The following is a 23,752-nucleotide window of genomic DNA, read 5'->3' as shown; positions in this document are numbered from 1 at the left end:
AAACGTGACTCACCACAGCGTCTGCCTCACGTTCGACTTCGACGGCGTCTCCTCGTGGATACACTCCTTCGAGTCGCCGGACAGCCCGACGAAACTGTCGAGAGGACTCTTCGGCGTCGACGTGGGCGCACCCCGCGTCCTCGACCTCTTGGACGAGGTCGGCGTCGAGACCACGTGGTTCACGCCGGGCCACACCATCGACAGCTTTCCCGAGGCCGCCGAGGAGGTGTGGAGCCGCGGCCACGATATCCAGCACCACGGCTGGTCGCACACCCGCCCGGGACAGTACGAGTCGAGAGAGGCGGAGTACGACGACGTGAAACGCGGCGTCGAGAGCATCGTGGACCTCACGGGCCGGCGGCCGACCGGCTACCGCTCGCCCTCGTGGGACTTCTCGACCCACACGCTCGGCATCCTCGACGAACTCGGCTTCGAGTGGGACTCCAGCCAGATGGCGACCGACTTCGAGCCGTACCGCGTCCGCGAGGGGTGGGCCGCGCCCGCCGACGCCCCCTTCGAGCGCGGCACCGAGACCGACATCGTCGAGGTGCCCGTCTCGTGGCAACGCGACGACTTCCCGGCGTTCGCGTTCAACCGCAAGCGGGGCTACGCGAACGAGAAAGCGGTGTTCCGCCAGTGGCGCGAGCAGTTCGACTGGATGGTCGACAACGTCGACGGCGGCGTGTTCGTCCTCACGATGCACCCGCAGGTCATCGGGCAGTCACACCGGCTCGCCCGGCTCGAATCGTTCGTCGAACACGTCGCCGACGCGCCGGGAATCGCCTTCGAAACCGTGGCCGAAGTCGCCGACCGGTTCGGGTCGGCGTGAGGGCGAACTAAAGCCGGCGGCGCTTTTTCAGGAGTAGTGGTGACAGCTGACGATACGGTCGAGTCCGTCGGGCGACTCCAGCGTCGGCACCTCGGAGGTGCAGACGCTCGGCTCGACGAACGTCTCCGTCAGGAGCGACGCGGCGTCGCGCCACGCGCCGTCGGATGCGAGCGAGAGCGCGCGCTCCACGGTCGCGCCCGCGTCGCCGGCGGGGAGGCCGTCGGGAAAGTAGGTCGTCTGTGCGTCGGCGGCGGCGACGTCCGGGGACTCGCGCTGGACGGCTCTGACGAACCGGCGTACGCGGTCCCACTCGTCGTCGCCGAGGTCGAGTCCGTCCGGGGCGACGAGGCTCGGACACCGGGTGTGGAACCGACAGCCGCTCGGCGGGTGAATCGGCGACGGCACGTCGCCGGACAGCGGGACGGTCTCGCGGGACACCCGCGGGTCGGGAACCGGAATCGACGAGAGTAACGCCCGGGTGTAGGGGTGCTTCGGCGACTCGAACAGGTCGTCCTTGTCGGCGAGTTCGACCAGTTCGCCGAGGTACATCACGGCCACGCGGTCGCAGACGTGGCGGATGACGCTCAGGTCGTGGCTGATAAAGAGGTACGTCAGCCCGAACTCGTCTTGGAGCTCCTTCATCGTGTTGAGCACCTGCGCCTGCACCGACGCGTCGAGCGCCGAGGTCGGCTCGTCGCAGACGATGAAGTCGGGGTCGACCGAGAGCGCCCGCGCGAGGTTGACCCGCTGGCGCTGGCCGCCGGAGAACTGGTGCGGGTAGCGGTTGTAGTGGTCGGCGTCGAGGCCGACCGTCTCCAGCAGTTCGCGCGCCCGCCCCTCGCGGTCGTCCTCGTAGAGCCCGTGGGCCTGCATCGGCTCCTCGACGATTTCGCCGACGGTCATCCGCGGGTCGAGCGACGCCTGCGGGTCCTGAAAGACGAACTGCATGCGCTTGCGGCGCTTCCGAAGCTCCTCTTTCGACAGGTCGGCGAGGTTCTCCCCGTCGAAGACGATGTCGCCGGAGGTCGGGTCGACCAACCGGAGGAGCGTCCGCGCGAGCGTGGACTTCCCACAGCCGGACTCGCCGACGAGGCCGAGCGTCTCGCCCGGCAGGATGTCGAACGAGACGCCGTCGACCGCGCGGACGTACTCGCGGTCGGCAGAGAAGGGGAGCAGTCCCGCGTCGCGGTCGAACCGGAGGCGGTCGAGGAAGCCGTCGCTCGCGTCGAAGTACTTCCGCAGGTCGCGGACGCTGAGGAGCGGGTCGGCGTCGGGGTCGAAGGTGGACCCGGTGGAGGTGTCGGCATCGGCGGTGTCACCTGCGGAGGCGGAAGCTGACTCTGCGGCGTTCGAGGCCGACTCCGACTCGGCGTCGTCGAGCGGGGCGCTCTCCCAGTAGCCCGCCTCGGCGAACGAGTCGTTTCGCAGGCACGCCGCCCGGTGGGACGAGGCCGCGGCGACTTCGGTGACGGTGGTGCCGTCGGCGGTCGGCATCGCCACGTCACCGTCTTCGTCGCCGCCGCCGTCGACGCGCCGGGCGTCGGGGTGGGCGTGCAGACACGCCTCTCGGGCGTGCGGGCACCGCGTGTGGAAGCGACAGCCCTGCGGGGGGTTGATGGCTTCCGGCATGATGCCCTCGATGGGCGACAGGCCGTCCACGTCGCGATCGGGCCGGGGAATCGACCCGAGGAGCGCCTCGGTGTATGGGTGTTTCGTGTCGTGAAAGAGGTCGTCGACGGTCGCCTGCTCGACGATTTCGCCGAGGTACATCACGGCCACGCGGTCGCATATCTCGGCGACGACGCCCATGTCGTGGGTGACCCAGACGAACGACGTGTCGTAGCGCGCCGCGAGGTCCTTCACGAGGTCGAGAATCTGCGCCTCGACGGTCACGTCGAGCGCGGTGGTCGGCTCGTCGGCGATGACGAGGCTCGGTTCGCACGCGAACGCCATCGCGATGAGGACGCGCTGGCGCATCCCGCCGGAGAACTCGTGGGGGTAGTCGTCCATCCGGCGTTCGGCCTCGGGGATTCCGACCTCGCGGAGGCGCTCGACGGCGATGGCCTCGGCCTCTGCCGCCGACACGTCGCGGTTGAGCCCGATAATCTCGCTCAACTGCTCGCCGACGGTGAACACCGGGTTGAGGCTCTCCGTGGGGTCCTGAAATATCATCGCGATTTCGCGGCCCCGGATGCGCTCGCGAATCTCGCGGCTGGACAGCATCTCGGGGTCCTGCCGGGGTTCGTCGTCGGGGCCGTCGCCGCGCTCGACGCCGACGAGCAGGTCGTCTTCGAAGCGGACCTCGCCGTTGACGATGACGCCCGGCGAGTCGATGAGGCGCATGACGCTCCGCGCCGCGACGCTCTTTCCCGCGCCGCTTTCGCCGACGATACCGAGCACTTCGCCGCGCTGTACCTCGAACGAGATACCATCGACGGCCCGGACGGTCCCCGCGTCGGTGCGGAAGTGGGTGTGCAGGTCGCGGACGGTGAGTAGCGTATCAGACATTGGTCGTGGAATCGTGGGGGGCGTCGGTGCGTGAGATGGGTGCCTCTGCAGAACCGCGAGAGCGAGTTCCGACGCCGCCCCGAGTAGGGAGCGATAGTTCGGCGGGCGAGCGACTGGCGGGGGCCGGGCGACTCCCGGCCCCGCGGCGAACGGTCGGTGAGTGGTGTCGTCCGTTCATCGTCAGTCGTTCGACCGCGGGTCGATTGCGTCGCGCAGGCCGTCGCCCAGCAGGTTGAAGCCGACGACCGTCGCGAGAATCGCGAGGCCGGGCCAGAGACTGAACCACGGGTTGACGATCATGTACTGCCGCGAGTGGGCGAGCATCTGCCCCCACGACGGCGTCGGGGGTTGGACCCCGAACCCGAGGAACGACAGCGACGCGACGATGAGGATGTTCACGCCGACCTGAAGCGTCGACTGGACGAGCACCGGCGCGAAGCTGTTGGGGATGATGTGGCGGAAGATGATGTGGCGGTCGCGGACGCCGGCGGCCTTCGCGGCCTCGACGTACTCCATCTCCCGGACGCTCAGCACCTGCGAGCGAATCAGCCGCGTGAACACCGGAATCGTCGTGATGGAGACGCCGATGATGGCGATGCCGAGCTCGCGGCCGAACGCGGACATGATGGCGATGACGAGGATGAGGAACGGAATCGCGTACAGCGATTCGACGAAGCGCTGGAGCACGTCGTCGACCCACCCGCCGTAGTAGCCGGAGACCGCGCCGACGACCGTCCCGATGGTCATCCCGATGCCCGTCGCGATGAGACCCACCTGAACGGCGATTCGCGTTCCGTACACCAGCCTGACGAGGACGTCGCGGCCGCGGTGGTCCGTCCCGAGCGGATGCGCCCACGTCCCCGTCCCGAAGCTGTTTTCGATGCCGACCGGCGGGAGCAGGATGGTGCTCCCGGCCGGGTCGTTCTCCGGGTGGTACCAGAACGTCGCCGCGAACTGGTAGTCGAACAGGTCGGCGTCGATGGTCGTCACCAGCGCGACGAGCGTCACGAGCCCGATGACGTAGAGGCCGACGCGCGACGCCGAGTTGCGCCTGAGCTGTCGGACGACCTGCGACGTGCGCGAGACGGCGGAGCGCTCGTCGGCGTCCGCGACGCCGCCCGTGTGAGCCGAGTCGCCGACGGCGGCCGTCGAATCACTCACCGGCACCGCCCCCGTAGGAGATGCGCGGGTCGATGACCGCGTACAGCACGTCCACGACGAGCACGCCGAGGACGAACACGATGGCGAAGAATATCGTCGTGCCCATGATGAGCTGGTAGTCCTGCGCCCGGACCGCGGTGATGATGAGGTTCCCCATCCCGTTGATGTTGAAGACCGTCTCGGTCAGCACCGCGCCGCCGAGGGCCGTCGTCATCTGGATGCCGATGACGGTGAGCACCGGCAGTTGCGCGTTCTTGAACGCCTGCCGCCGGAGAATCGTCCGCTCGGAGACGCCGTAGGCGCGGGCGAGATGGACGTAGTCCTTGTTGAGCACTTCGAGCATCGACGACCGCTCGATGCGCGTGATGGCCGCCATCTGGAGCGTCCCCAGCGTGATAGAGGGGAGTATCAGATGCGACGCCGCGGTCGCGAGTACGTCCAGTCTCGACGTCGCGCCGTCGACCGACGCGGGGTCGGCCCACGGCATGACGAGTCCGCTCGGCGGCAGGAGGTCGCCGTAGTACGCGAACACGATGATGAGCAACAGCCCGACCCAGAAGCTGGGCGTGCTGACGCCGATGAGCGACGTGATGCGAGCGAGGTGGTCGTAGCCGTTGTTACGGTTCTTGGCGGCGAAGATGCCCAGCGGAATCGCGGAGCCGATGGCGAGGGTGAAACTCGACGCGAGGAGCAGAAGCGTCACCGGAAGCCGCTCGAAGATTTTCTCCGTGACCGGGACTCCCCCGTAGTGGATGCTCGTCCCGAAGTCGCCCGTGGCGACGGCCGCGACGTACCTGATGTACCTGATGTACAACGGTTGGTCGAGACCGTATCTCGCGCGAGCGGCCTCGATGGCCGCCGCGTCGGCGGCCGGCCCGACGAGGATGCGAACCGGGTCGCCGGGTATCGAGTTGATGAGGACGAACGTGACCGTAACGACGAACAGCAAGACCGGAACGATTTGGAGTAATCGCCGTCCGATGTAGCCGGTTGTCGTCATTGATTGGGTGGATGGGGAGTGAGCATATAACGTTTGGTAACTGTTACCGACTGTGAGCGTTTATCTGTCGACCGAGACGTTGTTGTAGTCGGTGAGGAGCCGCGGGTTCTGCGGCGAGACCGGGTGGACTTGGAAGTCGCTGACGGCGGATTTCACGCCGTAGGAGTTCTTGTAGTTGAACGCGGGGAGGTGGACCTTCTCCTCTAAGAGCGTCGAGATGGCCGACTGGTAGAGCTGTTGGCGCTCGTCGCGGTCGGTCGATTCGCGCGCGCCCTGAATCTGCTCCATGACCTCGTCGTTCCGGTAGTAGACGCCCTGGTTCACGCCCTCTGAGTCCTCGTGGAACAGGTTGTAGATGAAGTCGTCCGGGTCGGGGTAGCGGACCCACCCGAGGACGTAGATGTTGTAGTCCGAGGCGTTGCCGGTGTACGCGCGGCTGAGCATCGCGCCCCAGTCGAGCCGTTCGACGTGGGCCTCGTAGCCGGCCTCCTTGATGCCGTTGGCGATGGAGAGGCCGATGTTCTCGCGGTTGTCGTCCGGCGGGACGATAATTTTCGCGTCCCAGTCGGCGGGGACGCCGGCCTCCTCGAACAGCGCCGTCGCCTGCTCGACGTCCTTGTCGTTCGGAATCTCCATCCACTCTTCGAGCGGCATGTCCCACTCTTCGACCATCGGGCCCGGAAGCGGGCCGTACTGGCGGAGTCCGGCCGGGTCGATGTAGCGGTCGACCGCGTCGTCCATCGAGAAGCTGTAGTCGATGGCCTCGCGGACGCGCTTGTCGGCGGTCGGCCCCTCGTTGCAGTTGAACGCGACGTAGAAGTACCCGACGCTCTCGATTTCGGAGATGCTCGTGTCCTCGGTGCTCTCGACGGTGTCCCAGAGTCGGGGCGGAATGGTCTCGATGACGTCCACGTCGCCCGTCCGGAGGTTGGTGACGCGCGTCGTCGACTCCGTAATCGGCGTGAACTCCACGCCCGCGACGTTGGGCAGTTCGTCCCCCCAGTAGTCGTCCCAGCGTTCGAGCGTGACGTAGTTGCTCTCTTCCCACTCGACGAACTTGAACGGCCCCGACCCGATGGGCTGTTGGGTGCTGAACGCCTCTTTGTCCTCCTCGCGGACGGCCTCCGGCACGACCTGGTGGGTGAGGACGTGCTGGAACATCGCGTAGGGGTTCGAGAGGTCGAACTGGACCGTCGTCTCGTCGATTGCCTCGACGGAGTCGATGACGCTGAAGATGCCCAGGAGGGGCGTCTCCTCCTCGATGGGCGCACGGAACGAGTAGGCCACGTCCTCGGCGGTGACCGGGTCGCCGTTGTGGAACATCGCGTTATCGACGATTTCGACGACGTAGCGGGTGTTGTCCCGCTCGATGGTCGGCATGCTCGTCGCGAGGTTCGGGACCACGTCGGTCCCCTCCCCGTAGGTGTACAGCTGGCTGAACACCCGGTTCGCGACGAGCGCGTCGGGGTTCGAAAGCTGTGTTATCGGGTCGAATCGGACGGGGTTCAGCGACTGTCCGATGTTTATGGTCGCGTCGGAGCTACCGGAGGACGTCCCCGTTCCGCCGCTCGTGGTTGTGCCGCCGCCGCCGTCGCCCTCGGTCGTCGTTTCGGACCCGGAATCGGACGTACAGCCGGCGAGCAAGACGGGTATCGACGCACCCGTCGTTTTCAGTATATCTCTACGTGAGACACTCTCTCTCATCATTGACGCCGAATCATTTCGGCATCACCAACATAAGTGTTTGCATACTGTGCGTTTGTTTCCTCTTACCCACCTATACTGCCGGATAGTGAATTATTATATACGACAACTGTGCGTATCTCCCTATGGACTCAACGGAGTCACAGTCACTCCTAGCGGAGATGACGTGGCAGGAAGCCGAAACCGCGTTCGACGAGGCGGACTTCGTCGTGCTCCCCTGTGGGGCAACCGAACAGCACTCGACGCACCTCCCGACCTCGGTCGACTCCATCCGGGCGGAGAACCTGACCGCGGAACTCGCCGCGGCGGCCCCGGAACACGACCTGAATCTCCTCGTTCTCCCGGTCCTCCCGTACGGCTACTCGGAGCACCACATCAACTACGCGGGGACGATTTCGCTCGGAGCCGACACGTACCAGGAGATAATCATCGACGTGGGGCGGTCGGTCCAGCGCCACGGCGGGACCCGGTTTCTCGTCGCCAACTTCCACGGGGGCAACATCGAGCCGCACAAACTCGCTCTCGACCGACTCCAGCGCGACCACGGACTCGACTCGTACTACGCCCACTGGACCAACTTCGCCCGCGACCAGTTGGAAGCGCGGTTCGGCACCGAGTGGGGCCACGCCGGCGAGTACGAGACGAGCGTCATCGAGCACTACCGGCCCGACCTCGTCCGCGGCGACCGCAAGACGCCGCAGACGAAGAAGAACCGCTACGAGGTCCGCCAGTACGCCCACTTCGACGACCTGACCGTCGAGGGCGGCCTCGGCGACCCGACGCAGTCCGACCCCGAGTTCCTCGAAGAAGTCATCGAGGCGACGACCGACCGCATCCTGACGCATCTCCGGTCGGAACTGGAGTAACGCGAGCCTCGGCGACGGAGTGACAGACAGAAGCGAACGAACCCGCGACCCGAAACCGGAACCGGAACCGAAACGAGAGCTGATTTTCCCGACGCTCGACGCCTACAGCGTGAGGTGGAACGGCGGTTCCGTCCCCTCCGGGAGGGCGCACTCGTACTCGCCGGGGACCGACGCCTCGAACTCCTCGCGGGCCGCCGCCACCAACTCGTCGTCCGAAAAGAGGTCGAGCGTCGTCGCCGCGAGGACCTTCGCGGCGTACACCGCGGCCTTCGACCCGAAGCTCCCGTTGGCGGCGACCGCCTGCCACGTGTGCGAGGGCGTCCCCACCGGCCACGACGCCGCCCAGAACTGCGCGGTCGGCGTAATCCAACTCACGTCGCCGACGTCCGTTGAACCGTTGAGCACGGTCCCCACGTCGTAGGAGGGCTGGGCGTCCGGATACAGCACCGACGAGCGGGCCGCCTCGCGTCGCTCCTCGGAGAGCTGTGCGGTCCGCGCCTCGATGGTCTCCGCCGAGAGCGTCTCCTGAAGCTCCGCGGCGAACTCGCGGTCCTCGTCGGTGTACGGGATGGGGCCGGCGAGCCGCATGTTCTCCAGCAGTTTGTCGGACAGCGCGTGGTTCGCCACGTAGTCGTAACAGCCGGTGTGGAACCGCCGCGACACCGTCGTCTGGGTCATGAGCGCCGCGCCCTCGGCCACGTCGTCGAGCCAGTCGGTGATGCGGTCGACCTCGTCGCGGGTCGGCGCGCGGACGTAGAACCACGCCGTCGCCTCCGCGGGGACGACGTTCGGCGCGCCGCCGCCGTCGGGGATGGTGTAGTGGATGCGGGCGTCGTCGGAGACGTGCTCGCGCATGAACTCCGACCCGGTGTTCAGCAGTTCGACGGCGTCGAGCGCGCTCCGCCCGGACTGTGGGCTGTCGGCGGCGTGGGCCGACTCGCCGTGGAACGTGTACTCGACGGAGTTCATCGCGAGCGTCTGCGCCATGAACGGCGCGCTGAGGTGGCTCGGGTGCCACGTGAGCGCGGCGTCGAGGTCGTCGAACGCCCCGTCTCGGGCCATGAACACCTTGCCGACGAGTATCTCCTCGGCGGGACAGCCGAAGAACGTGACCGTCCCCTCGGCCCGCCCGTCGTCGATGGCGCGCTTCGCGGCGAGGGCGGCCCCGACGCCGGCGACGCCGAACAGGTTGTGGCCACAGCCGTGGCCCGGCGCGCCGGGCTCGACGGGTTCCCTGCCCGACGACACCGTCTGCGACAGTCCGGGCAGGGCGTCGTACTCGCCGAGGATGCCGACGTGCGGTTCGCCCTCGCCGTAGGTCGCGCTGAACGCCGTCGGCATCCCGCCGATGCCCTCGGTGATGTCGAATCCCGCGTCGCGGAGGACCGACGAGAGCAACTCGGCGGATTCGGTCTCGTGAAGGCCGAGTTCCGGCTCCTCCCAGAGCGACTCGGTGAGTGAGACGAGTTCCGCCTCCAGCGACTCGACCGCCTCGAACGTCTCGTTGTGGTTCATTGCGTCTCGTGCGATTGGACTGGAGAAACGATAATAACACTTCCGGAGCGATGGACGTTCGGGCTCTAAATTCGGAACAAGGGTTGAGATTCACGAGGAGCGAATGGAAACACCGGGAGACGCCGAAATCGAGATCGCGACCGAATCCCGGCGATTCGACGGTTCTCGAACCGCTCTCCGCCGATTTCGGTCGACGATTTCGCCGTGTCTGGGGCGGGGATTCGCACCCCAACCCAGCCGCGAATCATGCGTATCGTTCACAAACGACTCGTTTCGGCGTCAGCGTGGCCCGCATTCGCTATCTGACAACTGGTATTCGGGAGAGGCGAAACGACTATGTGCGATGGTGACGACCCGCAGGTAATGACCGAAACCGCGAACGACCGCTCGCTCAAAACGACGGTCACGACCCTCAGAATCGTCGAATTGCTCAGGGAACGCGACGGGGCGGGCGTGACCGAAATCGCCCGCGAACTCGACATCGCGCCGAGCACCGCACACACTCACGTGACGACTCTCGAAGCGCAGGAATACGTGGTTAAAGAGGGCGATACCTACCATCTCGGGCTTCGCTTCCTCGGTCTCGGGAACTTCGTTCGGACGCGGAAACGCAAATTCGGGAAGGCCGAACACTACACCAACGTCCTCTCCGAGGAGTCGGAGCGGCGCTCGATTTTCACCGTCGAAGAGCACGGACGGGGCGTGTACGTCCACACCGCACCCGGAAAACACGGCGTCTGGACGCAGTCGACCGTGGGGAAGCGCGTCTACCTCCACTCGACGGCGAGCGGGAAGGCCATCCTCGCCCACATGCCGACAGCGCGGGTCCGCGAAATCATCGACCGGGTCGGCCTCCCCAAGGAGACGGAACAGACGATTCACGACGAGGAGGCGCTGTTCGACGAACTCGCCGAAATCAGAGAGCGCGGCTACGCGCTCAACGTCGAAGAGCAGATTAGCGGGGTCCGCGCGGTCGGAGCCCCCGTCATGGGACCGGACGGCGACGTGTTCGGCGCGCTGAGCGTCGCCGGCCCCTCCAATCGGATGAAAGGCGAGCAGTTCGACCGCCTCACCGAGGTCCTCCTCGGCATCGCCGAGGAACTCGAACTGAGCATCGCGCTCTCCTGAACGCGCCGCCCCGTCGCTGTCGCCGTCAGTCCCCCATCTCGTGACACTCCTAATAGTGTAACTCGAAACGGGACGTGCTGGTCGCGACACGGTTCGTCGCGGGTGCGAAAAAACGAGAAAAGCAGACGCTGTCTGCGACGTTACGCCGGCGAGTAGCGCGGGTACGCGCTGTCGACGGCCTGCGCGTCCTCTTCGAGGAGGGCGACGACGAGGTAGTCGGCGTAGTCGGCGAAGTAGTCCACGAGCCGCGAGATGCGGTTCGAGTCGATGGCTTCGAGCGAGTCGAGGACCATGAACGGCACCGTCTCGTAGACGTCGTGGATGAGGTAGCCCGCGAGCGCGAACACGAGGCCGGTCACCTCGCGCTCGGACTCCGAGAGGTGCGCCACGGAGTCCTCGTAGCTCACGCCGTCTTCGTTCGTCCGGATAACGTGGAGGTCGAAGACGGACTTCGTGACCTTCCTTCGGCCCTCCCGAACCCGCTTTTCGGTGCGCTCGATCCAGATGCGGTCGAGGTTGTCGTATTCGAGCACGTCGAGCACGTCGTCCATGTGCGTGTTGAACTCCTCGACGGCCTCGGATTCGAGGCGCTTGATGCGCGTCCGAAGCTCTTCGAGTTCGTCTTCGATGTCCTCGCGGGCCGCTTCGAGTTCGTCGCGCTCGTCGAGTTTGCGCTCGATGTCGTCGATTTCGTCTTCGACGTCTTCGAGGTCACTGCGGAGGCGTCCGAGGTCGTATTCGAGCTGGTTCGCCTCGCGGTGGAGGTCGAGCAGGTCGCCGTGTTCCTCGCTTTCGAGTTCGTCGACGGTCTGTTCGAGCGAGTCGATTTCGGCTTCGAGGTCCGAGCGCTCGGATTTGAGCTCCTCGATGCGCTCTTGGCGCGTCTCGCGCTCGCTTTCGATTTCCGACAGGCGGCGCTCGATGCGGTCGCGCTCGCGCTGGCGACGCTCGTAGGTGGACTTCTCGTCTTCGAGTTCGGAGAGCTGTTCGCGGTGTTCGCGGTTGGCTTCGAGTTTCTCCTCGCGGAGCGTCCGGAGACGTTCGAGCGTCCCCTCGATTTCCGATTTGTCGACCTCGGAGCCGCACGTCCAGCAGACGACCTGGTCGTCGCCGAGGAGCTGGTCTGTAACGCTCCCGCCGGAATCGTCGGCGTCACGGAGCGCGTCGACGACGTCCGAGGAGGTTCCCGAGAGCATCTCCTCGTTGAACTGAATCACGGACTGAAGCTCGTTGACGGTCGACTGAATCTCCTGCCGGCGCGTCCGGAGCCGGCTGATTTCGGACTCGATTTCGTCGATTTTGCCGCCGGCGACCTCCGGGAGGTCCTCGGCGTCGTCCGCCAGTTCGTCTTCCTCGGATTCGAGCGCGTCGAGGCTCTGTTTCTCCGTCTCGATGCGGCGGTCGACGTCGTTGATGTCGCGGCGCTTGCTCCGGAGGTCGCCGAGCTTCGATTCGAGTTCGCTCTCGACTTCCTGACGCTCGCTGACGCTGGCGTCGTACTCCTCGACCTCCTGTTCTTTCTCCGCGAGTTCGTCTTCTTTCTCCTCGATTTGGCCTTCGAGCTTCGTCCGCCGGCGTTCGAGTTGCGGCAGGCGGTCAGAGAGGTTGCTGAGCGTCGAGAGCTCGTCGGCGATGTCGCGTTTCTCCTGTTGGAGCGACTCGATCTGCTCGTTGATGGACTCGACGTCGACCGGACGCATGATGAGGTCGCGGAGGTCGTCGCCGCGGGCGACCGCCTGTCGGGCGTCGTTCGTCTCGAGCAGGAACGAAAAGAGGTCCGCGAGGTCCGGGTCGTCGAGGACGGGCTCTCCGCCGGAGATGACGGCGTCACCCTGCCGCTCGAACGTCCGAGTGTACGTCTCGTCGCCGATGGTGAGTTCCACCGACCCCTCGTCGGCGTCGCCCTTGAGCGCGACGTCGTCGCTTCCGTGTGCGGCCATGATGGACCGCAAGAGCGACGTTCGGTTCGTTGCGTTGCGACCCGCCAACACCGTTACGCCCGGCTCGAACGACGTTGACAGATTGTCGATGCCACCGATGTTCTCGACCGAAAGGTGGACTTTGGATTTTGACACTTGTTCTGAGCTCATACCTTGACTCAACAGGTACACCAATATAAAATCACCCGTTGACTTAGAGAGAATGTGACAGGACTAAGTATGTAATCGTCTAGTTCGATGCGCTCTCGTCGCAGTCGCACCCGCCGCGCTGGAGCAGTTCGATGACCTCGTACTGCGTCCCGCAGTCGCGGCAGTACACCTGCGTGTCCACGAGGACGTCGAAGTCGCCGAGCCGGAGTTTGCTCGTGTTGCGGAGCGAGCTCAGGCTCTGTTCGATGACCGCGACCAGTCGGCCGCGGAGTCGCTGGATGGACTCGATGACGTTGTCGATTCTGTTTCCGGACGAGGAGTCCTTCGAGACGCCGCGAATCTCCGTCAGATAGGTGTAGACCGCCTGATGAGAGACGAAATCCGAGAGCAGTTGGTCGACGTCGACGCCGCGGGACTGGAGCGTGTTCTTCGCCTGCACGCGCATCCCCTCCGTGGTCTCGTCGCCGGTGAGAAGCGTGTACAGGTTCTCGACCTCGCCTTCGAGGACGTCCTCGCCCGCCTCCCGGAGCGCGGCGTCGAGCACCTTCTCGTTCATCAGGTCCGCGAGGTCCCGGAGGCTGTCGCTGTCCTCGGGAGCCGTCCACCGCTCGGCGAGTCGCTCGCCGAAGCCGTCTAAATCGTACGTTTCGATAACCCGTTCGACCTTGCTTAGGCGACGGTTCGTGCTTTGGTCGGTACCCATTACCCGCTTTTCACACGGTGGCGTGAAATATCTTCAGGTTCGGGGCCCGAGTCGACGGCCCGAGCGCCCGGGAGTCATCCGACGATGCCGGATGGTGAGGTAGACACGGAGAGAGCCCGAACGAGAACCGAGCGGGCGCTGACGGGCGGACTCCGAAACGATTAGACAGTCACAACTCACCGCGAAGCAGTCGAAAAAATAGAGCATCAATGGGACGTTGTGCTCAATCGGTAGCGCGCCACGTGTTCATGAGTACTCGTTGGCAGGCGTACTCGTGGAGGCTACGCGCGTACAGTTTGACTGACGTACTGATGGCTATCGTGCTGGTCGCACGGGATGCTGATTGCGCATGGGTCAGATTGCTCCGACCATGTGCTACTGTGCGACACACCAGTATCCATGTTTTGACTGTGACCATTATTGCCGAACGGGCGAGAGTTGGGGTTCAACGCCGCGAGCCCGCCACTGAGTCTCTGAAACGACTCGTGCGTGTCGCGGAGTCGACGACAGACCACCAAGTGCGCTGGTGCGAGGCGATGTAGGCGTCTCCGAGCCGCTCCGACATCGCATCACCGCGGCAGTCGCGTGCGCCGCGACGGTCACACGGCGCTTTCAGTCCGTCCGGCTACCGGAGTTCTACACAATCGATATCCGGCAATTCCGGACAGCGAGTGAGTGACTGTGGCCGAGAGCGCGGTCCACAGATGAGCGATTGAAAGCACCGGTTCGGGGCGCTTCGGACGGCTCTCGAAGCCGTCGCGGCGAACGCTAGTGTTTGAGGTAGCCGCCGTCGACCGCGATGGACTCGCCGGTTATCCAGTCGCCCTCCTCGGAGAGGAGCAGGACTGCGACGTGGCCGACTTCCTCGGGCTGACCGATGCGGTCGAGGATGTGGACGTCGAGCGTCTCCGCGAGGATTTCGTCCGGGGACTTGCCGGACTGCTCGGCGTGTTCGTCGAGCCATTCCTCGACCATCGGCGTCTCGACGGTGCCCGGTTTGAGCGCGTTGACGGTGATGCCGTGGTCGCTCAGTTCCTTCGCCAGCACGGTCGTGAAGGCGAGGACGGCCGCCTTGGACGCGCCGTACGCGCCCTGTCCGGCGAACGGTCGCTCCGCGCCGACCGACGAGATGTTGACGATGCTCCCCCCGATGTCACCGTCGACCATCCGGGCGGCGACGGCCTTGGAGACGAGGAACGTCCCCTTGGCGTTCACCTCGAAGTGGAGGTCCCAGTCGTCTTCGGTCGTTTCGAGGAGCGGGATTGCCTGCTGGACGCCCGCGTTGTTCACGAGGCCGTGGATAGGTCCGAGCGCCTCGATTGCGGCGTCGACGGCGGTTTCGACGCCCGCGGCGTCGGTCACGTCGACCTCGTACACCTCGGCCCCGCCGCCCTCCTCGCGGACGAGGTCGGCCGTCTCGGCGGCCACTTCGGGTTTCGTGTCGAAAATCGATACGTCGGCACCGGCGCGGGCGCACCGAACCGCGATGCCGCGGCCGATGCCGCGCGCGCCGCCGGTGACGACGATATGCCTGTCTCTCAGTCGGGTGTCTGTGTGCGTGCTCATAGTCGGTAGTACCGCGATATCCTATAAATAAGTGTGTTGTACTGCGGCCGGTTACTCGTCGCGCTCGGCGACGACGGGGTTGGTGAGCGTGCCGATACCCTCGATTTCCACGTCGACGCTGTCACCTGGTTCGAGCAGTTCCGGCGGGTCGCGGAAGATGCCGACGCCGCCGGGCGTGCCGGTGGAGATGACGTCGCCCGGTCGGAGCGTCGTGATGCCGCTGATGTACTCGACGACCTCGTCGACGCCGAAGATGAACTCGGCGGTGTTGGACTCCTGTTTCGTCTCGCCGTTGACGCGGCAGGCGACGTCGAGGTCGTGCGGGTCGAGGTCGTCCTCGGGGACGAACGTCGGCCCCATCGGGGCGAACGTGTCGTAGCTCTTGCCGCGGAAGAACTGCCCGTCGTCGAACTGCGCGTCGCGGCCGCTCACGTCGTTGATGGCGGTGTAGCCCGCGACGTAGTCGAAGGCGTCCTCGGCGTCCACGTTCTTTGCCGTCTGCCCGATGACGACGCCGAGTTCGACCTCGTAGTCGACCTCGTCGATGGCCGCCGGGTGGACGATGGGGTCGCCGGGGTTCGTGACGGACGTGCCGGCCTTGCCGAACAGGAGCGGGCGCTCGGGGACTTCCTCGTCCTGCTCTTCGGCGTGGTCGTGGTAGTTGAGTCCGACGCAGACGATTTTGCCGGGGCGCGGCACGGGCGCGAGGAGTTTCACGTCCTCGACGGGGACCGACTGGTCCTCGGCGGCGTCCGCGGCGTCCTCGACCACGGTGAGGAAGCCGGGGCTGTTGAGGTTCTGGACGGTGACGTCCTCGCGGAGGCCGGAAAGCGGGACGACGTCGTCGTCGCGGCGGACGCCCCACTCGGGGGCACCGCCCGCGGTGTATCGAACGAGTTGCATCGTTACACTCTGCCACAGCGTGATACGTAACTGTTGCGCTCTACGCAGGATTGCGACGACGGGGATGAGTCCGCGGCCCGTCGACTACGAGTACGTCAGGTTCACCTCGATGACGTTCGCGCTCTTGAGAATCTGGTTCGGCAGTTCCTCGGTGAAGCGCTCCTCGCGCATCCGGCTTTTCGGTCCCGAGACGCTGACGGCGGCGATGGCGTAGTCGTCCTCGTTGAGTATCGGCGCGGCCACACAGCGCATGCCCTTGACGCGCTCTTCGTCGTCGTACGAGTAGCCGCGCTCGCGGACCTGCTCCAACACGTCGAACAGCTCCTCGCGGTCCGTGATAGAGCGGTCGGTCACCGACTCCAAGCCGTGGCGGTCGAGGATTCGCTCGACTTCCTCCCGCGGCCGGTTCGCCATGATGGACTTCCCGAGCGCCGTCGTCTGCAACGGGACGCGCATCCCAGCGTGGGTATCCAGGCGGACGGCGTCGGGGCCCCGCGAACGGTACAGAAAGACGCCGACGCCGTGTTCCTCTATCATCAGGTTCGCGTGCTCCCCGGTCACCTGCGCGAGTTCGTTTATCTCGGGGCGAGCGATGTTGAACACCTTCTGTCGCGACCGCGCGTGAGCGCCCAACTGGAGGAACCGCGTGCTGACGTAGTAGGTGTCGCCCTCCTTGACGAGGTACTCCTGTTTCTCCAGCGTCCGCAGGTGGTCGTGAATCGTGCTGGTCGGCTTGTCCAGCCGCTTGGCTACCTCCGAGACGCCCGCCCCGTCGAGTTCCCGCAGGAGGTCGACGAGTTCGAGCGAGATTTTGACCGCGTTGACCGGAACGTCCTTCGCCATAGTTGGTTATGAATCCTCATCCCTCAAATGTCTTTCCGCTATCGCCGGAAATGTTCCGTGGGTCGTGCGTCGAGTCGGAACCCCCACGTGTGGGAGAATCTGGACGGTTCGGTCCCCGCGAGGGCTCGAATAGACGAATGACAGAAACGGCGAAACCAAGACGGAAACGAAAACGAGAGCGCGAGTGCGAGCGCGAACCGAGCGCGGCGCGCTCGACTCGCGGGACGCCTCAGTTGAACTGCGGGATGACTTCGTCCGCGAACAGTTCCATCCCGTCGGTATCGGGGAAGTCGATGAACCAGCCTTGGAACTTCGTCACGCCCGCGTCGATGCGGCGCTCGATGGCCTCCGCGCACTCCTCGGGCGTCCCCATGATGAAGTACTCGCGGGCGTCTTCCTCCGTCACGATGGGCGCTTGGTCCTGATACTCTTCTTCGAACTGGATGGGCGTCATCAGGTCGAGCAGGCGGTCGAACTTCCCCTCGTCGCGGGTACAGATGACGTGGCCGTCCCACGAGTACTCGATTTCGTCGGGGTCGCGGCCGACGGTCTCGCAGTGGTCTTCGATGACGTCGATTTTGTGTTCGAGCGTCTCCACGTCGCCGTTGAACACGTCGGTGTTCCACACGTCGGCGTGCTTGGCGACGAGTTTGAGCGTGACCTCCTCGCCCTGCCCGCCGACGAGAATCGGCGGGTGCGGGTCCTGCACGGGACCGGGAACGCAGTAGGCGTCCTCGATTTGGTAGTGCTTCCCGTCGAAGCTCGCGCCGTCCGTGCCGGCGGCCCACATGCGCTTCATCAGGCGGATGGACTCGTCGAGGCGCATCAGGCGCTCGAAGCCGTCGCGGTACTCCCAGCCGTAGGCGTCGTACTCCGGCTCGTGCCAGCCCGCGCCGAGGCCGAGTTCGAGTCGACCGTCGGAAATCACGTCGAGCGTGGCCGCCATCTTGGCGACGAGCGCCGGGTTGCGGTAGTCGTTACAGAGGACGAGCGAGCCGAGGTTGATGTCCTCGGTGAAGCCGGCGATGGCCGACAACAGCGTCCAGCACTCGTACTCGGCGTGGTCGCGGCCCAAAAGCAGGTGGTCGGGTGCCCACACCGCGTCGAAGCCGAGTTCCTCCGCCTTCTGGACGCCCATCTTGGTCGCCTCCCAGTCGAGCGACTCGTACGCCGGGGTGTCGCGGTGCGTCGGCTCGGTCCCCTCGTCGGGCGCGCCGGCGAAGACGGGGACGTTGTACTCGAAGCTGATGTCAGACATCGTTACTCGATGGCGAAGTGTTCGAGCGCCTCGCGGTTCAGTTGGGTGCTGACGCCGGGCTCGTCGGGGAGCGGAATCGACCCGTTCTCGGGCGACGGCGGGTTCTGGAAGATGGCGTCGGCGTAGGTGGACTCGCGTTTCTCCTGGCGCTCCTCGAACCACTCGGGGGTCGGGAAGTACTCCGCCATCGGCATGTTCGTGTGCCCGGCGATGGCGTGGAGCGTCGGGTTCGTGCCGGCGTGCGGGATGACGGGCACGTCGTGGACCTCGGCCATGTCGGCGACCTTCTGGAGCTCCGTGATACCGCCGACGCGGCCCACGTCGGGCTGGAGGATGTCGACCGCGCCCTCTTCGAGGAGGTCCTCGTGGCCCCAGCGGGTGAACTCGTGTTCGCCGCCCGAAATCGGCATCGGCGCGGCCTCGCGGACCTCGGCGTAGCCGGAGATGTCGTCGGCGATGACCGGCTCCTCGACCCACGCCATGTCGTACTTGCCGAGCCGTTGGGTCATCTCCTTCGCGTACTTGACCGACCAGCCCATGTAGGCGTCGCCCGCGATTTCGATGTCGTCGCCGACGGCATCGCGGACCGTCGCGACGATTTCCTCGTTTTTCTTCATGCCCGCGCGGCCGTCCTCGGGACCGTGGAGGAAGCGGAGCTTCATCGCGTCGAAGCCCTCCTCGACGTACTGGATGGCCTCGCGTTCGAGCTTCTCCATGTCGACGGGGTGGAGGTTCGACGCGTAGGCGGGAATCTCGTCTTTGGTGGGGCCGCCGAGCAGTTCGTACACCGGCTTGCCGGCTTCCTTCCCGGCGATGTCCCACAGCGCCTGGTCGACCGCGCTGATGGCCATGATGGCGACGCCCTTCCGGCCGAACGGGAGCGTCGCGCGGTACATCTGCTCCCAGAGAAGCTCGCGCTGTGTCGGATCTTCACCGACGACGATTTTCGAGAGCGTCTCCTCGACGACGGTGGCGATGGCCCCGGAACCCCAGTTGCCGACGCCGACGCCGGTGATGCCCGCGTCCGTCTCGACTTCGACCACCACGTCACCCACGGGACCCATCCACTTGCGGCGGGCCTGCGGGTTCTCACCGTCGACGTTGCGGTACTCGTCGTACTTCGACATGATGGTGACGAGCGGGAACTCGATGAACTCGCCCCACGATTCGTTGCTGATTTTCGTCGCTGAGATGTCTGTAATCTCCATGATTTGTTTGGTACGACCTCACATCCAATCGGCACGGGTAAAATAGTTTCTGTCGTCGAGCGGTTCGCGGCCGGAAAGCGGAGTCGTTCAGCCGTCGAACTGGAAGACCGGCTTGCAGGTCTCGGAGTTGAGGAACGCCTCGAACGCCTCGGCCGGTTCGTCGACGCTGTAGGAGGTGTCGAGAATCTTGTCGACCGCGATTTCGCCGCGCTCCATGAGCCGAAGCGCCTGCTCGAAGTTGGTCCACGTCGAGCCGTAGGAGGTGTTGATGTCGACTTCACCGCGAACGGTCGAGGTGAGGCTGAGTTCGCTCGGCGAGTTCGGGATGCCGACGACGACGATTTGGCCGCCCTTGCGGACGACGTCGTTCCCGGAGACGACGCCGCTTCGGTGGCCCGTCGCGTCGAAGACCACGTCGAAGCCGATGCCGTCGGTCTGCGACTCCACCCGCTCGTCGAGACCGCCTTCTTCTTCGAGGTTCACCGTGTCGATGCCGAGGTCTTCGAGGAGTGGGAGGCGATACGACGCGTCCTGACCGAGCCCGGAGACGACGACGTTCGCGCCGAGGGAGTCGGCGACGGCGGCGACGAGGACGCCGATCGGACCCGGCCCCTCGACGAGGACGTTGTCGCCCGGCGTCGTCACCGACTGGTCGAGGACCGCGCGCGTGGCGATGCTCGTCGGCTCGGTGATGGCGGCGTGTCGGAGGGGCACGTCCTCGGGGACCGCGTGGACGTGTTCGGGGGTGACGGTGACGTACTCGGTGTACGCGCCGTCGCGGTGCATACCCGTGATGGAGAAGTTCTGGCAGACGTTCGGCTGGCCGTTCTTGCACTGGAAGCAGTGACCGCAGTCGTGAATCGGTTCCTCGATGACCTTGTCGCCGACCTCGAACGTCTCGACGCTCTCGCCGACCTCCGCGACCGTCCCCGAGTACTCGTGGCCCATGATACGGGGGATGGGAATCCACTCGTAGCCGCCGTCGTACTTGTAGGCGTGGGCGTCACTGCCGCAGAGTCCCGCGGAGTGGACCTTGATGAGCAGTTCGTCTGCGTCGGGAGTGGGTACCTCCCGCTCTTGTGTCTCTACCGAGCGCGGCCCGGTCTGAATGATGGCTTTCATAGTTGCGAATAACCGTGTGAGTTCGTCTCATTCACATCATGAGGGTACACCGATTAATATGTTTGGGTGCGGGCGGGGAATTTCGGCGGTAGCGCGGCTGAAGCCGCGGCTCTGGGTGGCGCGAGACACCACGCCCGCTGACGTTCGATGGGCGACAGTCGCGCCGAGTTATATTTCGACGCCGTCCGACTCCGACGACTGGGACTGCGATTGGACGGACGCCCGGTTCTCGATACGCCGGCCCTTGCGCAGTGCCTCCGTCTCGGCGTCGAACAGGTAGACGTGTTCGGGCGCGATAGAAAGCGACAGCGTGTCGCCGGCCGACAGCCCGTGGAACTCGCCGATTTCGGCGGTGACGTCGCCCATGGGGCCGTCGCCGTGAACGATGGCTTTCGTTCCGACCGGCTCGATGACGCGGATATCGACGTCGAAGGTCAGTCCGTCGGCGCGCCGCTTGCCCGTCTGGTAGAAGTCCTGCGGCCGGAAGCCGACGTTGACGCCGCCGGGCGGGACCTCCGAGTCGAGGGCATCGCTCGGCAGTTCGAAGCTCACGCCGTCGAGTTCGACGCGAACGCCGTCGGCGGCCTCCTCGACGACGCCGTCGTAGATGTTCATGTCCGGACTGCCGACGAACTGCGCGACGAAGAGGTTCGCGGGCTCGTTGAACACCTCCTCCGGGCGACCCAGTTGCTGGAGCGCGCCGTCGTTGAGGACGGCGATTTTGTCGGCGATGGTCATCGCCTCCTCCTGGTTGTGGGTGACGTACGCGGAGGTGATGCCGACCTCGGACTGCAGTTCGTCGATTTCGGTCCGCATCGTCTTGCGGAGCTTCGCGTCGAGGTTCGCAAGCGGCTCGTCGAACAGGAACAGCCGCGGCTCGCGGATGATAGCCCGGCCGAGCGCGACGCGCTGTTTCTGTCCGCCCGAGAGCTGTGCGGGCTTGTTGTTCAGGAGCTGTTCGATTTCGAGCATCGTCGCCACCTCCTCGACCCGCTCGTTGACGTCCGCCGTCGACATGCCGTTGTCCTCCCGCTTGAGGCCGAACCCGAGGTTCTCCCGGACGGTCATATGCGGGTAGAGCGCGAAGTCCTGGAACACCATCGCCACGTCGCGGTTTCGGGCTTTGATGTCGTTGACGACGACGTCGTCGAAGCGAATTTCACCGGAGGTCGGCGTCTCCAGTCCGCCGATCATCCGGAGCGTCGTCGTCTTCCCGCACCCGCTCGGGCCGAGCAAAACGAGAAACTCCCCGTCTTCGACGTCGATGTCGAGGTCGTCGACTGCGACGACACCGTCCTTGTCGGGGTCGCCGAAAATCTTCGTGACACCGTCTACTGTTAGGTGTGTCATTGTAAAACATTACCGTAGAACACCCCTTAAACCTAGCGACTGACGACGAAAATTGACCGCGACGTGCGGCACCGAGAGACGGCGGGCGAAGGGTGTTATCCCTTAATCGCGCCGCCGGTGAGCCCCTGCACGAAGTAGCGCTGGATGTAGGCCAGTCCGAGCAGGACGGGAAGCGAGATGATGATGGAGGCCGCGGCGACGACGTTCCACTGGGTGTTGAACCCCTGCACGAACGTCAGGAGTCCCGGCGGAACCGTGTACCGCGAGTTGTCGAGGAGCGTCAGCGCGAACACCAGCTCGTTCCACGCGAGGAGGAACGCGAAGATGAACGACGCGATGAGCGAGTTCCGCGCCATCGGGACGATGACGTACCAGAACGTCTCTATCGAGCTACACTGGTCGATTCGGGAGGCCTCGATAATCGAGTCCGGGAAGTCGTCGAAGAAGCCCTTCATCAGCCAGACGACGAACGGCGCGGTCATCGCGCCGTAGATGAAAATCAACACGAGGTGCGTGTTGAACAGGCCGAGCGCCGAGACGAGTTCCCACTCGGGGACCATGATGGCGGTCCCGGGGAACATCAGCGACGCGAGGAAGATGCTCATGAGCGCGTTCTTCCCGGCGAAGTCGCGGCGCGAGAGCACGTACGACGCGGCCGTCCCGAAGACGAGCGCGATTGCGCCCGCGCCGATGGCGACTTTCAGGCTGTTCAGCACGAGCGACAGGATGTCGATGTCGATGGCCGACGACGCCTGCCAGCCGAACAGGTTAGCGAACAGCGAGGTGTAGCCGCCCGCCTGAATCGACGACTCGACGACGAGCCGGAAGCCCTCCAACGAGAAATCGTTCGGGAACACCGTCGGCGGAATCTGCTGAATCTCCGCGGTGGTCTTGAACGCCGTCACGACCATCCAGTACAGCGGGAAGAGGACGAACGCGAAGACGACGAGCGTCAGGAGCGCGACCGCCGTCTTGCGGACGTACGCGCCCGCCGTGGTGTCGAACAGCCACGACTCGTTCCGCCGGAACTCGGCGGTCGGGTCGGGGTCTTGCGCCGCCATCAGACGTCACCCCGCACTTGGTCGTACACCTGTATGTAGTAGTACGAGAACACGAGCAGGACGATGAACAGGATGAGCGAGAGCGCCGACGCCAGCCCCACGTCGAAATCGACGAACGCCGTCCGGTAGATCATGACCGGGAGCGTGCTACTGGAGACGCCGGGGCCGCCCTTCGTCATCACCCAAATCATCGAGAAGTTCCTGATGTTGTAGATGAGCATCAGGAGGAACCCGATGGCGAGGTTGTACCGCATCATCGGGATGGTGATGAAGCGGAACTGCTCCCACGGCGTCGCGCCGTCCATGCGCGCGGCCTCGTAGAGATGCTCGTCGATGCCCTGCAGGGACGTGAGCGTCAACAGCGCGAAAAGCGGTGCGAGCCGCCAAATCATCCCGATGATGGGCGGCCACAGCGAGAGCTCCGTCGAGCCGAGCATGACGATGTACTCGTCGATGACGCCGAGCTGGACGAGCAGTTCGTTGATGATGCCCTGCGACCCGCCGAACATGAACTGCCAGATGGACGCGCCGACGACCCGCGGGAGGACCCACGGGATGAGCACGATTGCGCTCGCGACGCTCGTGTACGGCAGTTTCTCGTGGAGGAGCCAGCCCATCAGGAAGCCGAGGACGATGGCGGCGGAACTGCCGACGACGACCCAGATGAGCGTGTTCCACAGCACCTGATGGATAGTCGGATTCGACCAGATTTCGGCGTAGTTCGCCAGTCCGATAAACTCGGCCTCGCTGGGCGCGAGCAGGTCCTTGTTGAAGAAGCTCGAATAGATCGCCTGCGCGATGGGGTAGAGGATGAACAGCCCGACGAGCGCCGTCACCGGCAGAATCGGGAGGTACACCTTGACACCCTCGGGAATCCGCTCGGAGACGCTCTCGAACGAGCCTCTCGCCTGCTTCGAGTAACTCATGGCCTCGGCTC

At 65.2% G+C, this 23,752-nt stretch carries 19 protein-coding genes; 3 read left to right on the top strand and 16 right to left on the bottom strand.

Translation table 11 applies throughout. The features are described from left to right. Positions 1–4 precede the first annotated feature (4 nt). Positions 5–829, top strand: a complete 825-nt coding sequence (locus tag C438_RS06700) for a polysaccharide deacetylase family protein (protein ID WP_004968578.1) — start codon at positions 5–7, stop codon at positions 827–829. 27 nt (positions 830–856) lie between these two features. Here the strand turns inward: C438_RS06700 and C438_RS06695 are convergent, their stop codons facing one another. The 4 genes from C438_RS06695 to C438_RS06680 all read right to left on the bottom strand — a co-directional run bounded on the left by C438_RS06695 (position 857) and on the right by C438_RS06680 (position 7,142). Further along, positions 857–3,337, bottom strand: a complete 2,481-nt coding sequence (locus C438_RS06695; protein WP_004968577.1) for a dipeptide ABC transporter ATP-binding protein — start codon at positions 3,335–3,337, stop codon at positions 857–859. A gap of 180 nt (positions 3,338–3,517) precedes the next feature. Continuing rightward, positions 3,518–4,498, bottom strand: a complete 981-nt coding sequence (locus tag C438_RS06690; RefSeq protein ID WP_004968576.1) for an ABC transporter permease — start codon at positions 4,496–4,498, stop codon at positions 3,518–3,520. After that, on the bottom strand, positions 4,491–5,498 hold the full coding sequence (locus C438_RS06685) for an ABC transporter permease (RefSeq protein ID WP_004968575.1): 1,008 nt from the start codon (positions 5,496–5,498) through the stop codon (positions 4,491–4,493). Before C438_RS06685 ends, C438_RS06690 begins: the two co-directional genes overlap by 8 nt. Before the next feature lie 60 nt (positions 5,499–5,558). Next, positions 5,559–7,142 carry an ABC transporter substrate-binding protein gene (locus tag C438_RS06680; protein ID WP_004968574.1) on the bottom strand — a complete coding sequence of 528 codons (1,584 nt, stop codon included), beginning with the start codon at positions 7,140–7,142 and terminating at the stop codon, positions 5,559–5,561. Positions 7,143–7,363: 221 nt separating this feature from the next. Here C438_RS06680 and C438_RS06675 point away from each other — a divergent pair, with 221 nt between their 5' ends. Continuing rightward, on the top strand, positions 7,364–8,068 hold the full coding sequence (locus tag C438_RS06675) for a creatininase family protein (RefSeq protein ID WP_004968573.1): 705 nt from the start codon (positions 7,364–7,366) through the stop codon (positions 8,066–8,068). A gap of 102 nt (positions 8,069–8,170) precedes the next feature. On the opposite strand, the gene C438_RS06670 is transcribed toward C438_RS06675, so the two are convergent. After that, positions 8,171–9,583, bottom strand: a complete 1,413-nt coding sequence (locus tag C438_RS06670; RefSeq protein ID WP_004968572.1) for an amidohydrolase — start codon at positions 9,581–9,583, stop codon at positions 8,171–8,173. Between the two features lie 363 nt (positions 9,584–9,946). On the opposite strand from C438_RS06670, the gene C438_RS06665 reads away from it, so the two are divergent. Continuing rightward, positions 9,947–10,711, top strand: a complete 765-nt coding sequence (locus tag C438_RS06665) for an IclR family transcriptional regulator (protein ID WP_004968571.1) — start codon at positions 9,947–9,949, stop codon at positions 10,709–10,711. 140 nt (positions 10,712–10,851) lie between these two features. Here C438_RS06665 and C438_RS06660 read toward each other — a convergent pair whose 3' ends face one another. The 11 genes from C438_RS06660 to C438_RS06610 all read right to left on the bottom strand — a co-directional run bounded on the left by C438_RS06660 (position 10,852) and on the right by C438_RS06610 (position 23,741). Beyond that, on the bottom strand, positions 10,852–12,801 hold the full coding sequence (locus C438_RS06660; RefSeq protein ID WP_049917803.1) for an archaea-specific SMC-related protein: 1,950 nt from the start codon (positions 12,799–12,801) through the stop codon (positions 10,852–10,854). 79 nt (positions 12,802–12,880) lie between these two features. After that, positions 12,881–13,504, bottom strand: a complete 624-nt coding sequence (rdfA, locus tag C438_RS06655) for a rod-determining factor RdfA (protein WP_004968569.1) — start codon at positions 13,502–13,504, stop codon at positions 12,881–12,883. Positions 13,505–14,272: 768 nt separating this feature from the next. After that, positions 14,273–15,070, bottom strand: a complete 798-nt coding sequence (gene rhcB / locus C438_RS06650; RefSeq protein ID WP_004968568.1) for an L-rhamnose 1-dehydrogenase — start codon at positions 15,068–15,070, stop codon at positions 14,273–14,275. Positions 15,071–15,121: 51 nt separating this feature from the next. Further along, positions 15,122–15,973: a 2,4-diketo-3-deoxy-L-rhamnonate hydrolase gene (gene rhcF, locus C438_RS06645; protein ID WP_004968567.1), complete on the bottom strand. Its 852-nt coding sequence runs from the start codon at positions 15,971–15,973 to the stop codon at positions 15,122–15,124. A gap of 84 nt (positions 15,974–16,057) precedes the next feature. Beyond that, positions 16,058–16,816, bottom strand: a complete 759-nt coding sequence (locus C438_RS06640; protein WP_004968565.1) for an IclR family transcriptional regulator — start codon at positions 16,814–16,816, stop codon at positions 16,058–16,060. 229 nt (positions 16,817–17,045) lie between these two features. After that, on the bottom strand, positions 17,046–18,074 hold the full coding sequence (locus C438_RS06635) for a TIGR03560 family F420-dependent LLM class oxidoreductase (protein ID WP_004968564.1): 1,029 nt from the start codon (positions 18,072–18,074) through the stop codon (positions 17,046–17,048). A 2-nt stretch (positions 18,075–18,076) separates the two neighbouring features. Further along, entirely contained in the window at positions 18,077–19,282 is a 1,206-nt protein-coding gene (gene rhcD, locus C438_RS06630) for an L-rhamnonate dehydratase (protein WP_004968563.1), read from the bottom strand. 87 nt (positions 19,283–19,369) lie between these two features. Next, complete coding sequence (rhcE, locus tag C438_RS06625) at positions 19,370–20,404, bottom strand: 2-keto-3-deoxy-L-rhamnonate dehydrogenase (protein ID WP_004968562.1); 1,035 nt, start codon at positions 20,402–20,404, stop codon at positions 19,370–19,372. Positions 20,405–20,572: 168 nt separating this feature from the next. Next, positions 20,573–21,754: an ABC transporter ATP-binding protein gene (locus C438_RS06620; protein ID WP_004968561.1), complete on the bottom strand. Its 1,182-nt coding sequence runs from the start codon at positions 21,752–21,754 to the stop codon at positions 20,573–20,575. Between the two features lie 95 nt (positions 21,755–21,849). Continuing rightward, a complete protein-coding gene (locus tag C438_RS06615; protein WP_004968560.1) occupies positions 21,850–22,815 on the bottom strand; it encodes a carbohydrate ABC transporter permease in 966 nt (321 codons plus the stop codon). Beyond that, positions 22,815–23,741, bottom strand: coding sequence for a carbohydrate ABC transporter permease (locus C438_RS06610; RefSeq protein ID WP_004968559.1), 927 nt, complete (start codon positions 23,739–23,741; stop codon positions 22,815–22,817). Before C438_RS06610 ends, C438_RS06615 begins: the two co-directional genes overlap by 1 nt. Between the last annotated feature and the right edge of the window lie 11 nt (positions 23,742–23,752).

Origin of the sequence: Haloferax denitrificans ATCC 35960 (assembly GCF_000337795.1) — an archaeon.
In the GTDB taxonomy this organism is placed as follows: Archaea; Halobacteriota; Halobacteria; order Halobacteriales; family Haloferacaceae; genus Haloferax; species Haloferax denitrificans.
The sequence above is the reverse complement of the archived record's forward strand: the minus strand, read 5'-3'. Positions and strand labels throughout refer to the sequence as shown.

What these genes read in the sequence shown, in the direction of transcription:
- rdfA (WP_004968569.1), bottom strand. Translation starts at nt 13,504, where the DNA reads ATGGGTACCGACCAAAGCACGAACCGTCGCCTAAGCAAGGTCGAACGG.
- C438_RS06610 (WP_004968559.1), bottom strand. Translation starts at nt 23,741, where the DNA reads ATGAGTTACTCGAAGCAGGCGAGAGGCTCGTTCGAGAGCGTCTCCGAG.
- C438_RS06670 (WP_004968572.1), bottom strand. Translation starts at nt 9,583, where the DNA reads ATGAACCACAACGAGACGTTCGAGGCGGTCGAGTCGCTGGAGGCGGAA.
- rhcF (WP_004968567.1), bottom strand. Translation starts at nt 15,973, where the DNA reads ATGCAACTCGTTCGATACACCGCGGGCGGTGCCCCCGAGTGGGGCGTC.
- C438_RS06665 (WP_004968571.1), top strand. Translation starts at nt 9,947, where the DNA reads ATGACCGAAACCGCGAACGACCGCTCGCTCAAAACGACGGTCACGACC.
- C438_RS06695 (WP_004968577.1), bottom strand. Translation starts at nt 3,337, where the DNA reads ATGTCTGATACGCTACTCACCGTCCGCGACCTGCACACCCACTTCCGC.
- C438_RS06640 (WP_004968565.1), bottom strand. Translation starts at nt 16,816, where the DNA reads ATGGCGAAGGACGTTCCGGTCAACGCGGTCAAAATCTCGCTCGAACTC.
- C438_RS06615 (WP_004968560.1), bottom strand. Translation starts at nt 22,815, where the DNA reads ATGGCGGCGCAAGACCCCGACCCGACCGCCGAGTTCCGGCGGAACGAG.
- C438_RS06675 (WP_004968573.1), top strand. Translation starts at nt 7,364, where the DNA reads ATGACGTGGCAGGAAGCCGAAACCGCGTTCGACGAGGCGGACTTCGTC.
- rhcE (WP_004968562.1), bottom strand. Translation starts at nt 20,404, where the DNA reads ATGAAAGCCATCATTCAGACCGGGCCGCGCTCGGTAGAGACACAAGAG.
- C438_RS06635 (WP_004968564.1), bottom strand. Translation starts at nt 18,074, where the DNA reads ATGTCTGACATCAGCTTCGAGTACAACGTCCCCGTCTTCGCCGGCGCG.
- rhcD (WP_004968563.1), bottom strand. Translation starts at nt 19,282, where the DNA reads ATGGAGATTACAGACATCTCAGCGACGAAAATCAGCAACGAATCGTGG.
- C438_RS06660 (WP_049917803.1), bottom strand. Translation starts at nt 12,801, where the DNA reads ATGAGCTCAGAACAAGTGTCAAAATCCAAAGTCCACCTTTCGGTCGAG.
- C438_RS06620 (WP_004968561.1), bottom strand. Translation starts at nt 21,754, where the DNA reads ATGACACACCTAACAGTAGACGGTGTCACGAAGATTTTCGGCGACCCC.
- rhcB (WP_004968568.1), bottom strand. Translation starts at nt 15,070, where the DNA reads ATGAGCACGCACACAGACACCCGACTGAGAGACAGGCATATCGTCGTC.
- C438_RS06685 (WP_004968575.1), bottom strand. Translation starts at nt 5,498, where the DNA reads ATGACGACAACCGGCTACATCGGACGGCGATTACTCCAAATCGTTCCG.